15 protein-coding genes are annotated in these 10,178 nt (G+C 70.2%); 2 read left to right on the forward strand and 13 right to left on the reverse strand.

The window, feature by feature from the left end:
* The 6 genes from MXD61_RS04785 to MXD61_RS04810 all read right to left on the reverse strand — a co-directional run.
* A partial coding sequence (locus MXD61_RS04785) for a hypothetical protein (protein ID WP_248811642.1) occupies positions 1-270 on the reverse strand: 270 nt, incomplete at its 3' end.
* Positions 271-292: 22 nt separating this feature from the next.
* Positions 293-778, reverse strand: coding sequence for a hypothetical protein (locus MXD61_RS04790; protein WP_248811643.1), 486 nt, complete (start codon positions 776-778; stop codon positions 293-295).
* Positions 775-1,035: a hypothetical protein gene (locus MXD61_RS04795; protein WP_248811644.1), complete on the reverse strand. Its 261-nt coding sequence runs from the start codon at positions 1,033-1,035 to the stop codon at positions 775-777. The genes MXD61_RS04790 and MXD61_RS04795 overlap by 4 nt, the downstream gene beginning before the upstream one ends.
* Positions 1,032-1,379: a hypothetical protein gene (locus MXD61_RS04800; RefSeq protein WP_248811645.1), complete on the reverse strand. Its 348-nt coding sequence runs from the start codon at positions 1,377-1,379 to the stop codon at positions 1,032-1,034. Before MXD61_RS04800 ends, MXD61_RS04795 begins: the two co-directional genes overlap by 4 nt.
* A gap of 253 nt (positions 1,380-1,632) precedes the next feature.
* Entirely contained in the window at positions 1,633-2,034 is a 402-nt protein-coding gene (locus tag MXD61_RS04805; RefSeq protein ID WP_248811646.1) for a hypothetical protein, read from the reverse strand.
* Positions 2,031-2,273 (reverse strand): helix-turn-helix transcriptional regulator, encoded by a 243-nt coding sequence (locus MXD61_RS04810; RefSeq protein ID WP_248811647.1) that lies wholly within the window; start codon positions 2,271-2,273, stop codon positions 2,031-2,033. Before MXD61_RS04810 ends, MXD61_RS04805 begins: the two co-directional genes overlap by 4 nt.
* A 141-nt stretch (positions 2,274-2,414) precedes the next feature.
* Between MXD61_RS04810 and MXD61_RS04815 the strand changes: the two genes are divergently transcribed.
* Both MXD61_RS04815 and MXD61_RS04820 read left to right on the forward strand, forming a co-directional pair.
* Positions 2,415-2,846 carry a helix-turn-helix transcriptional regulator gene (locus MXD61_RS04815; protein ID WP_248811648.1) on the forward strand — a complete coding sequence of 144 codons (432 nt, stop codon included), beginning with the start codon at positions 2,415-2,417 and terminating at the stop codon, positions 2,844-2,846.
* A 146-nt stretch (positions 2,847-2,992) separates the two neighbouring features.
* Positions 2,993-4,321 carry a helix-turn-helix transcriptional regulator gene (locus MXD61_RS04820; RefSeq protein WP_248811649.1) on the forward strand — a complete coding sequence of 443 codons (1,329 nt, stop codon included), beginning with the start codon at positions 2,993-2,995 and terminating at the stop codon, positions 4,319-4,321.
* Positions 4,322-4,438: 117 nt separating this feature from the next.
* On the opposite strand, the gene MXD61_RS04825 is transcribed toward MXD61_RS04820, so the two are convergent.
* From MXD61_RS04825 to MXD61_RS04855, 7 genes are all read right to left on the reverse strand, one after another.
* On the reverse strand, positions 4,439-5,563 hold the full coding sequence (locus MXD61_RS04825; RefSeq protein ID WP_248811650.1) for a methyltransferase domain-containing protein: 1,125 nt from the start codon (positions 5,561-5,563) through the stop codon (positions 4,439-4,441).
* Positions 5,563-6,432 (reverse strand): radical SAM/SPASM domain-containing protein, encoded by an 870-nt coding sequence (locus tag MXD61_RS04830; RefSeq protein WP_248811651.1) that lies wholly within the window; start codon positions 6,430-6,432, stop codon positions 5,563-5,565. Before MXD61_RS04830 ends, MXD61_RS04825 begins: the two co-directional genes overlap by 1 nt.
* Before the next feature lie 186 nt (positions 6,433-6,618).
* Positions 6,619-7,014, reverse strand: coding sequence for a hypothetical protein (locus MXD61_RS04835; protein ID WP_248811652.1), 396 nt, complete (start codon positions 7,012-7,014; stop codon positions 6,619-6,621).
* A 113-nt stretch (positions 7,015-7,127) separates the two neighbouring features.
* Positions 7,128-7,493 carry a hypothetical protein gene (locus MXD61_RS04840; protein ID WP_248811653.1) on the reverse strand — a complete coding sequence of 122 codons (366 nt, stop codon included), beginning with the start codon at positions 7,491-7,493 and terminating at the stop codon, positions 7,128-7,130.
* Between the two features lie 557 nt (positions 7,494-8,050).
* Complete coding sequence (locus MXD61_RS04845) at positions 8,051-8,350, reverse strand: hypothetical protein (RefSeq protein WP_248811654.1); 300 nt, start codon at positions 8,348-8,350, stop codon at positions 8,051-8,053.
* A complete protein-coding gene (locus MXD61_RS04850; protein WP_248811655.1) occupies positions 8,343-8,897 on the reverse strand; it encodes a Panacea domain-containing protein in 555 nt (184 codons plus the stop codon). Before MXD61_RS04850 ends, MXD61_RS04845 begins: the two co-directional genes overlap by 8 nt.
* Positions 8,898-9,006: 109 nt before the next feature.
* Complete coding sequence (locus MXD61_RS04855) at positions 9,007-10,047, reverse strand: tyrosine-type recombinase/integrase (protein WP_248811656.1); 1,041 nt, start codon at positions 10,045-10,047, stop codon at positions 9,007-9,009.
* Positions 10,048-10,178: the final 131 nt, after the last annotated feature.

Raw genomic sequence — 10,178 nt, forward strand, 5'->3', positions numbered from 1 at the left:
CCCCGCGGGCGGGCGGATGTGAGCGATTGGTGCGGCGCCATCGCGCCTGACCACCACCGGCCCGTCCGGGTCCGCAGCCGCAGCGAGCGGCATCCACCCGGGCGGATCGGACGCGGTCAGCGCCCACAGCAGCAGCGCCCCGCACGTGCACGTACGGGGATGGGCGGTAGCACCCTGCCGCCACACCGACTCCCGGCGAAGCCGCAGGGCCCGGCGGGCCTCGGCTTCCAGCGCGGTGAGTTCGGGCAGCGGCAGGGCGTCCTGCGTCATCGGACGCGGTGGTCCAGGCCGGTCATGCGCTCAGGTCCAGCGCCGCGAGTGCCGCCCGGCCAGCCGGGGTGACCTGCCAGCGGCCGTCCACCGGCTGGCAGCGGCCGCCCGTCGCCTCCTGCGCCCGGCACCACAGATCGACCCGCATCGCGGCCACGCCCAGCCGGGTCGCGACCGCGGCCGTGTCGATCCGGGCGCCGGTGTGGCAGGCCGCGACGACCTGCCACACCTCGACGTCGCCGAGCTGGCGGGTCGCCGTAGCCGCAGCGGCGTCCTTGCCCCGGGCCGTCACGACCCACCGGCGGTCCGGTGTGAGGTCCAGCAGGCCACGGGCAGCCATGGCCGCCAGGCGCAACGCCAGCAGCGCCCGGTCTACCTTGCCCGCCGGGGTGTCAAGCCGATCGGCGACCGCCTCGACGGTGGTCCGCTGATCGAGCGCCGCGGCCTGCGCGGCCCAGATCGCGGCCCACATCTCGCGGGCAGGCACCCGCTCCAACGGCCTGATCACGCCGCAGCCTGACGGGTCGGAGGATGGCGAAACCGAACCCGGTACACAGCCGGGCCGGCACGCCGTACCCGGTCGACGAAGCCGATGGCCGCGAGGGCGTACAGCCAGCGCGTGACCTCGTCACGATCGACCGACAGACGGTCCGCGAGCAGCTGCGGGCGGAACCCTTCGACCCCGGCCGCCGTGGCCCGGTCCTGTGCCCAGATCAACGCGTCGTACAGCGCGCCGGCCCGGACGTCGGTGAGATGGCGGCTCACTGCTGCGCCTCGCCGTCGTCCTCGTCGACGGACGGCAGCAGCACACCCCAGCCGGTGAACGTCGCGATCAGCACCGCCGGCGTGGTGTCGTGCAGGATCGCCAGGACACGCAGATCGTCCCCGCGGACCGTCAGGACCCGGCCGCCGCGGTCGCCGCGAATCGCCGCGACCCACATCAGCCACCGGCGCAGCGGGTCCGCTCCCGGGGCCGGCGCCGCCCGCACGGCCGCCAGGTCGAAGGACAACCGCACCCCAGCCGGCGCGGTCTCCCGCCCTCCGAACATCAACACTTCGGGCGTCACCCGCAGCGCCTCGGCGACCCGCTCGATCGCTGCGGTCGTCATCCCTCGATCGCCACGCTCGTAGGAGCCGATCACCACCGCCTTCACCTGACCGTCAGACCGCGTCTCCACCCCCTGCAGGCTCAGACCCTGCTGTCGGCGAATGACCCGAATTCGCCTACCTACCTGCGCACCCAGCGGGCCCACCTGGGCCACGTCGGTGTCCTGTACCGTCACCACAACTCCTTCTCGGCAAGAGGGATTGATAGGGAGCCGTCCGCCGCCTTCCCCCCGTAGGCGGCGGACGGCGCAGCAATCAGTCGTCGCTCGTGGGCGCCTGGCGGTCTTCCAGGAACTGCGCCCATGACCTCGGCGGCGCGCCACGCGGCGCCGGTGACGCCACCGGCCGAGCAGATGCCGGACGGTTGACCTCACCCGCACCGCCAGCCGCCTCGGCGCGGCGCCGCGTCGAGGACTGAACCCGCGCCAGCGACACCCGGGCCATCTGCTCCCGGAGCGCGGCCCGCGCCTTGGTCACGCGCTCATCCGGCGGCAACGTGCCGTCCGGATCCACCTCCCGCTCGAACCGCGCCAGGAACGCGGCGCGCGCCGGCGCTGTCATCTCCTGCGGCGACACCGCCTGGCGCACCCGGGCGTTACCACCGATCTGCGCCACCAGGCGACGCGTCGTCGGGTCCGGCAGACGGCGGGCGGTCATGAGGACTCGGCCGACGTTGTCGCGGAAGCGAGTTCGGGGGTGACCTCGATGCGGCCGAGTACCGCCTCGATCTTGCGGAGGAAGGCGGGCGAGATCGTCGTGACCTTTCCGCGTTCGATCTTGGACAACCAGCCCTGATCAACACCCGCCTCCTGAGCAAGCTCTGTCTGAGTGAGGCGGCGATCGATCCGTGCTCGGCGGATAACGTCGCCGCTGACCTTGATCGCCAACGTACGCATGAGCAATAGCTTGCAAGTGCATGCGCTCTCATGTCAACTCAAGCGATGCAAAACGGATCACAGGATGGCGGGGCTGCCCCGCGACCGGGGGTCAATGCGCGACCATGGGCGACGCGAGAGGCCATGAGATGGCATGAGTGAATGGACGCGATGGACCTCACCGATGACCAGGCGGACCGGCTGGCACAGATCATCCGCGGGTACCGCAAGCGCAAGCGACTGAGCCAGCAGGCGTTCGCGGATCGAGCCGGGATCAGCATCGCCACGATGGGTCGCATCGAGCGTGCCGAGAGCCGCACGCTCACCGACTCGACGATCGCCGGTATCGAGGCGGCGATGGAGTGGCAGGAGGACTCGGTCCGCCTGGTGGTGCTCGGCGGCAGCCCGATTCCCGCAGACCACCCTCGGCCCGTCATCACCGAGCGGGGCGTGTTGGTCCGCGACGATGGCGACGATCTAGAGACGCGCTGGTACGCAGCCTGGCAGCGAGTTCGTGATCTTCCTGGCGCCCCCGAAGCACTGCTATTGATCATTGAGCGGTACCTACATAACCCGCGACATGGCGAGACATGACGCTCGGTACCAGTTAGCCTCTCCCTGCTCACGGTGCCGATCCGACTACGAGATGACCCGATTTGGTAGTGGGTGACCTCTCGTCACCCACGTGTGAGCCCTCGCGGTCACACGTGACCGTTCGCCGTCACATCCCAGGAGCGCCCGTGAACTCGTTCGGCCAGCTGCTGAAAGACCTTCGGCAACAGGCGAGACTGACGCAGTCCGAGCTTGCGCAGCGGTTGGGCTACGCCGGTGGACACGCGGTGATCAGCAAGATTGAGAACGGCCATCGGACGCCGGACGCCGATTTCGCCATGGCGGCCGGCAAGGTGCTCGGCCATACGGATGATCTCGTCCAGCGTGCGGCAACCGATCGGGCCGCTCTACTCCGTCAACGGGCCGACATCCTCGCGGAGCCGTCACCAGGTGCGGTAGACGCGATGGGTGGGCCTCCCGCACCCTGGACTGTGCATGCCCCATCGGCTGAGGAGGACACCACGGACCGCCGAGAGATCCTCGTAGGCGGCGGCCTGACCGCTGCCGTCACCGTCCAGTCCCTCGCGCAGAGGATCTCCACATCCGATCCGACCGAGCTCGACCGGGCCCAGATTGGCCAGCGGATCCAGCAAGTCGCCGAGGCGTACATTTCTGCACCGCGCGCTCAGCTTCGCGCGGCCATCGAGCATGAGCACCTCGGTGTGGAGGCCCTGCTCGACAGGCGGCTGTCCCGAAGCGTTCGCGATGAACTCGCCGGCTACGCCGGTATGTACGCCTACTACCTGGGCGCGCTCGCCCACGGCACAGGCGACGACGGCGCAGCCGTCGCCTATGGCACTCTGTGCGCCCACCATGCGCAGGAGACCGGCGACCCGATGTTGCTCGGCGCCGCCGCCGAGCTGCGGTCCGGGCTGGTGCCTACAGCGGCCTGCGCGCAGATCACAGGTCAGGCCCGACGGGACCCTGCCGTCGACCCGTACGTCCGACCGTTCCTGGCCGCGATCGAGGCGAGAGCTGCTGCACAGCTTCAGCAGCCTGACCGGGCAAATGAGGCGCTGGCGGCCATGGAGGCCGGTGTATGGACCGGGCCGCTTCAACCAGGTCCGACCCTGTTCGATCCAGAATCAGGCCACGCATGGTTCGGGATCGTGCTCGCAGAGTTGGGCCAGGGCGAGGCCGCCGAAGGTTACGCCCGTCAATCGCTTCGGCTACTAGCCGGTCATGACAAGCCGTACCACGCGGCCGGTACCTACAACATGCTTGCCCGCTCATACCTACGTCGCCGCACCCCGGATCCGGAACAGGCCGCAGATGCCACCGGACGGGCGCTCCGCCTGGTGGAAGGCCGGCCAGGCCGGTCCGCGATCACGTCGGCCGACACGACCTGGCGAGAGCTCAACGTCCGGTGGGGAACCCTGCCGGCGGTGCGTGATCTCGGTGAGCAGGTGGCCGTGCATCGCGCGGCGCTGCCGGCACCGCGGCCTGCGCTGATCTAGCCGTAGTGGTGTGGGCCGCCGTCAGGTTCGGGTCCGTTCGCCTCGGCGGTTGTGGCCTCGGCCACGCCGGCGACGATGGCGTTGATGATCGCGGCTGTGTCCGGATCGATGTCCATGTCACGCTCCGGTTGTCGCGGGGATGGTTGCCCGCCAGGTGCCGCGGATCAGCCGGATGCTGCCGTCGTCGCGGACGATCGCCTGGGCGCCGAGCCACGGGGACATGCCCAGGCGTAGCCAGTCGTCGCGGACCCGGTCGAGCGCATCCCACAGGCGGCGCGGGCCGCCTTGGTGCACGGTCGGGGTGTCGGTGCTGACTGCGGTTGCCCGGGCCCATGAGCCGTCCGGGTGGGCCATGAGCGCGGTGTGCTGCCCGTCGGGCCCGCGGCGGTAGTCGTGCGCGACACCGGGCGCGGCGAGGTGGAAGGCGGTGGCCAGATCCCAGGCGTCGGCCACGTCAAGCACCGGATACCGGCCAGGGCCTACCGTCTCGCCGTCGCGGCCGGCGATCTCGTCGAAGGCCAGGACGACGGGGTAGTCGAGGCCGCTGCGGACGGGCATGAACCCGGCCCAGTCCCGTGCCACCTGCCCGACCACACCGTCAGGGGTGCGCGTGACAACCAGGATCATCCAGGTGCCAGCGATCGTGGTGACGAGCCGGCCACCCGGGCGCAACGCGCGGAGCCAGCTCCGCGGGATGCTGGGCACGCTCACGGTGGAGATGATCCGGTCGAAGGTGCCGGGCAGTGGCCCGGTGGCGTCGACCGCGAGCATGGATGGCCATAGCCCCATCTCGTCGAGCCGGCGTGCGGCCACCGCGACGAGGTACTGATCGACATCGATGCTCGTGATCCGCCGGTCGCCGTAGCGTCGGGCGAGCAGCCCTGTCCCGTAGCCGGAGCCGGTTCCGACGTCGAGCACGTCCTGGCCATCCGCGATCTGGGCGTGCCGGTACATGGTCAGACACAGCGACGGCAACGTTGACGAGGATGTTGGCCGGCCCGCGGGCCGGTCGTTCTGGTCGGCCTGGTCAGCGTGCGCCTCGCCGACGCGGGTCACCAACGACCGGTCGGCGTAGGCCGCTGCGGCCGGGCCACGGCGCAGCGTCCAGACGGACCCGTCCCGCTCCCACCACGCGGGCACGAACAGGTGCCGTGGGGTCGCGGCGACGACCGGATACCACCGCGACCCCGGGTGGGTGATCTGATCAGCCAGGGCGCGGGCGTGTCCCTGCCAGTCGTCCATCAGACCCCTGCGTCCTCGAAGTCCGGGGTGCACGCGCGTTCGGACGCGGGCGAGCAGTCGTTGCCGTCGCTTGGCGAGCAGCCGTTACCGTGGTGGGCTCGAGGCACGGAGCCCAGGGCCGCCGCCCACTGCGGCCCGGCCAGCAGGTCACTCAACGGTGTGATGCGGACGTTGCCGCCGGCCAGCGCCCGGCCCATGACGCATGGGGCAAGAGTGCCGTCGGGCAGGATCGCGGCCCGGCCGTCGCCGCACCGCCCACACAACTCGTCGGGGTCGAAGGCCGCGCCCCGGGCGCCACGGCCGATCCGGCGCATCCGGTCAACCGTGATCGAAGCAGCCGGGACCCCCAGCGATTGCAGGTCGGCGCGCGCCCCCTCCACGTGCCCCCATCCGGTGTCAATGAGACCCACCCGCAGCGGCACGCCGCGGCGTAGTGCCACGGCGATGGTCTCCCGGGTGAGCGCGTGGGAGCCCTTCCGCCCGGTGATCCGCTCGTGTTCGGCCGGATCAGCGCTGTAGTAGCTGGTGGCCAGCCGCACCCCGGGGCGTAGCAGAGTGACCCACAGCCGGTCCGGGACCCGCACCAGATTCGAGTAGATCTCCACCGTGAGGCTCAAGTCGAGCGCGTGGTCGACCAGGTCGGGCAGGGCTGGGTGCAACGTCGGCTCACCGCCGATGATCTGCACCAGGCGCACGCCGAGGTCGGCCGCCTGGTCGATGACGGCGCACCAGTCGGTGGCGGTCATCGTGCCGTGCCCACCCGTAGGCCCCGACGAGGCATAGCAGTGGGGGCAGCCAAGCTGGCAGCGCTCGGTGATCTCCAGCCACACCGTGTCGAGCGTTGCGGTCCTGTCGAGTACGGCGGTCATGGCACTCCATTCATGGCGATTCATGGCGGAATCGGGTCGGGCGTGCCCGCCGTCCCGGGGCCACCGGGAACGGCAGGGCACGCCCGAAGAGCAGGCCCGTCAGCCCGCCCTGTCGTGCACCCGCCCGCCCGGAGCTCCCCGCCCCCGAGGGTGTGAGGCGGCACGGACGAACGGGTGGTCTGGTGATCAGCCGGTGAGAGCCGCGAGCGTCCGTGCCCGGGACGCCTGGCGCAACTCCACCAGCGCGGCGCGCTGCCGCGGCTCCAGGTCCCGGTAGGCGGTGGCGCGGGCCGCCAGGTAGCGCCCGTCCAGCCGCAGCAGCACGTCGCGGCGCTCGACGAGCAGCCGCTCGAGCCCCGCGTCGGAAGGGTCCCGGTCGGCCGCGGCGGTGATCTGCGTCCACAGCTCGGTGGCACGCTGCGCCAGCAGCGCGGCGTCGGCCTCGTATCCCGCGCACGTCGCGGCGATGCCGGGCTTCTGGTCCATCCGCAGGCCCAGGGTGGTGCCGGCGTGCAGGATGTCCACGAGCGCATGATCGATGGGGCCGATTGGTCCCAGGGCCGCGGCGAGCAGATTCGTCATACGGTGATCTCTCCTGATCAGGGGAAAGGAACCGGCACCCCCACCCCGAGGGGGGCGAGGCGGGGATGCCGGTACGGGCGGGCATGGGTAACGGCCTCGCGCCCAGATGGTGGTCAGGTGTTCGCGTACCGGCCGGCCCGCACGGCGTCGCCGAACAGGGCCCACTGCCGCGAGCTGAGCGGTAGGGCCGTGCCGTCCACGGCGAGCAGCACACCCTCGGCCTCGGCGCGTTCCACCACCGCCTGTGGTGCGCGCCCCGCACGCAGTGCATCGTGCAGCTGGTCCCAGGCCGGCCAGGGCAAGTGGATCTCCCGGGCGCCGGCGCGCAGCAGTACCCCGCCGTCCCAGATGGCGAGCTCGACCCGGTCGTCGAGCTCGCCCGGAGCGCAGCGAGCGGCGGGCCGCCAGGCGGCACCACGCGGTGGCGAGAGCGCGGCGCGCGCCGTGCACGCCCTGCGGCCGCTCTTGTCCATCGTCATGCCCCCATGTCGCCTGGAACCCGTCGCTGTCGAGATGACGATCCCGTCCGGGCGACGTGTCGTCACGTGGGTGATCTCTAGGCACACCGGTGTGACGGGATCTCGTCACACGTTCCACTCTCGTGTCACACGTGACGAATATTTGTCACATTCACGCTCAGGCACATGCAGTTGCATACGCAACGTCATGCGCTTGACAACGCGCAGACATGCATCTCGTACGAGACGTAGGGAGTCGGCCACCCAGGACTAACGTCCCTATCTGATTACTGAGAGTGGCATCACGGGATGTCACTCCGCCCAGGGACGGGGGTTTTTGGGAATGCAGGTCGATGTGACAGGACGATGTGCGGCCACCGCTGCGGTGGTCGAACGAGACGGGGATCTGGTGCTACTCGTTCGTGACGGCGCGCTACCGAGCCGTACCGTGAGCGCGCTGCGCGCCGTCCTGGCGCCCGTCGCGGGCCGGATCGTCGGGCGCGACCCGGCGCGGTAACCGGGCACGGCGAGGCGGTGCAGGGGTGCCGCCTCGCCGCGGAACCTGCCAGAAGCCCAGGTCAGACCGGGCGGTTCAAAGTGCCGAAGCTGTCACACACGACGCGGTGAGCGCCATCCTCGATCCAGTAGGAACAGCAAACCACCTGCTCGCCGCGCGCCGAGCGTGGGATGGCACCGAACCACAGGTTCGGGAACCCAGCCTCGCGGCGGACCCCCTGATAGGGGTCGTCCGTACGAGTGAAGATCCAGGACGTGACAAGGCGGCGCAGCTCGTCGGACGGCGCCTCGACGTCGATCCACAGATCGAGTCGCTCAACGAAGTTGACGAGCGTCCAAGGCCGACGGGTCGAGTCAGGCACTCTGCTCCAGTCGGGCGCGCAGCGCCTCGAGATCATCGACGTGCTCCGGTGCACGCCGCCGTTCCGCCGCCCCCTGTAGCCACCGGGCCACCGCCGAGGAATCGAGCACAGGCTCGTCGTCGTCGTCCGTCGGCGCGCCAGCGGTGGTGAAGTACTCCCGCATCAAGTCCAGCGAGATCGGGGCGGACTCACGAGGGCGCCGCTGCTGGTTGGCCACCTGCCACGGCGGCTCCCCGTGGCTGAGTACCTCCAGGTCCCACCCGGTGAGAGTGCCGTACCGACTCAACACGTAGCCGATGGTGTTCAGACCCGCCTCGTCGACGTCGACGTGCTGGGGCGGCTCGTCGCCGTACTTCTCGACGCGCCAGAGCTCACCCACGACCGGGCCCATGTCCCAGGCCGAGATCGGCTCACTGAACAGCGGCCGACCGAACGTGGCGAGGTGATGGCCCTGGCAGTAGTAGAGCAGCTTGTGCAGCTTCTTGACCCCCACGCCGGGAAGCCGAGCGCGCAGGACAGTTGCCACGTCATGCGCTGAGACGGTCATGCGATGCATGGTACGACCCGGCCGACCTCGTCGAGGCGTGACACGTCCATCATTTGATCAAACATACGTTCGATACTCGCATCCTGCGACAGGTCCCTGCATCCGAATCTCAGATGCGGTCACCGAGGGCCAGGCGCTCGTGCTGAGCTTGGGCCCGACGCGCGCTCCAGATCCGGGCGTAGACCCGGGCCATCTCCAGGTCCTCCCAGCCCATGTGATCGGCCAGGGCCTGCAGGTCTCCCCCGGCCATGAGCCAGTCATGGGCCAGCGTGTGCCGGAACACGTGCGGGTGAATGGCCACGCCGGCGGTGCGACCGCGGCGGACCACCACCTGGTAGACCCCGTCGGCGGTCATCGGCGGCCGGTCGCGATCCCCGAGCCACAGTGTCGCCTCGCTCGCGTACTTGTGCGTGGCGCGGCTACGCAGATACCGGTTGATCGACAGGCTGGTCCTGTTTCCGATCGCCACCACCCGCTCTTTGTCACCCTTGCCGATCACACGCAGGCGGCGGCGGGTGAGGTCGACGGATTCCAGTGTGAGCCCTGCGATTTCGGAGCGCCGCCCCCCGGTGTCGGCGAAGACCCGGATAAGCGCGTCATCACGTCGGTCGGCGAACGCCTTGCTTTTGCAGGTGGCGACGAGGGCGGCGAGCTGGTCGAGCTCGAGCGTGGGCACCAGCCGCTGCCCGATCTTCGGCTGCTCCATCCGTGCCATCGGCGAAGCCTCGATTTCGTCCTCGTCGATCAGATACTCGAAGAACTGTTGAAGCGCCCGGTAGGTCTGGTTCAGATAGGCGTCACTACGGCCGTTCGGGCGGCGCTCGGTGGGCTCGGTGGCGAACGTGATCAGGAAGCGCTCGATGTGCGCGCGGGTGATCTGTTCGGGCTCGTCGGGCCGGTAGAGGACCTCGGCGGTCTCCCCCGCCGCGGCCGAGCGGCGCCGCGCGGCGCGGCGCTCGGCCGAGGTCGTGGGGAGCACGTGGCCGGGTGGCGCCCCGGGCAGGGGCGTGAGCCAATTCACGAAGCTTGCGCCCGCATCGGCGTAGAGGCGGCGGGTCTTCGCCGCGCGCCCCTTGGCTTCCAGCGCCTGGTCCCAGCCGGTCAGCAGGAGCTGCCAGAGCGCCGGAACATCCCCCTCAAGATCAACCATAGAGAGGCATGTTAGTACGTGCCGAGACGCTGAGCTTGACCAGGCTCGGACCTGTTAGTACGGTCCTGGCCTGGTCAGCGACCCGATGTGCCCCAGGTAGGAATCGGACCTACGGCCTACCGCTTAGGAGG

The organism is Frankia sp. AgPm24, from assembly GCF_023243055.1.
GTDB lineage: Bacteria > Actinomycetota > Actinomycetes > Frankiales > Frankiaceae > Frankia > Frankia umida.

Excerpts from the sequence above, each read along its gene's own strand:
- MXD61_RS04830 (WP_248811651.1), bottom strand. The coding sequence starts at position 6,432 with ATGACCGCCGTACTCGACAGGACCGCAACGCTCGACACGGTGTGGCTG.
- MXD61_RS04835 (WP_248811652.1), bottom strand. The coding sequence starts at position 7,014 with ATGACGAATCTGCTCGCCGCGGCCCTGGGACCAATCGGCCCCATCGAT.
- MXD61_RS04810 (WP_248811647.1), bottom strand. The coding sequence starts at position 2,273 with ATGCGTACGTTGGCGATCAAGGTCAGCGGCGACGTTATCCGCCGAGCA.
- MXD61_RS04855 (WP_248811656.1), bottom strand. The coding sequence starts at position 10,047 with ATGGTTGATCTTGAGGGGGATGTTCCGGCGCTCTGGCAGCTCCTGCTG.
- MXD61_RS04825 (WP_248811650.1), bottom strand. The coding sequence starts at position 5,563 with ATGGACGACTGGCAGGGACACGCCCGCGCCCTGGCTGATCAGATCACC.
- MXD61_RS04800 (WP_248811645.1), bottom strand. The coding sequence starts at position 1,379 with ATGACGACCGCAGCGATCGAGCGGGTCGCCGAGGCGCTGCGGGTGACG.
- MXD61_RS04815 (WP_248811648.1), top strand. The coding sequence starts at position 2,415 with ATGGACGCGATGGACCTCACCGATGACCAGGCGGACCGGCTGGCACAG.
- MXD61_RS04805 (WP_248811646.1), bottom strand. The coding sequence starts at position 2,034 with ATGACCGCCCGCCGTCTGCCGGACCCGACGACGCGTCGCCTGGTGGCG.
- MXD61_RS04840 (WP_248811653.1), bottom strand. The coding sequence starts at position 7,493 with ATGACGATGGACAAGAGCGGCCGCAGGGCGTGCACGGCGCGCGCCGCG.
- MXD61_RS04850 (WP_248811655.1), bottom strand. The coding sequence starts at position 8,897 with ATGACCGTCTCAGCGCATGACGTGGCAACTGTCCTGCGCGCTCGGCTT.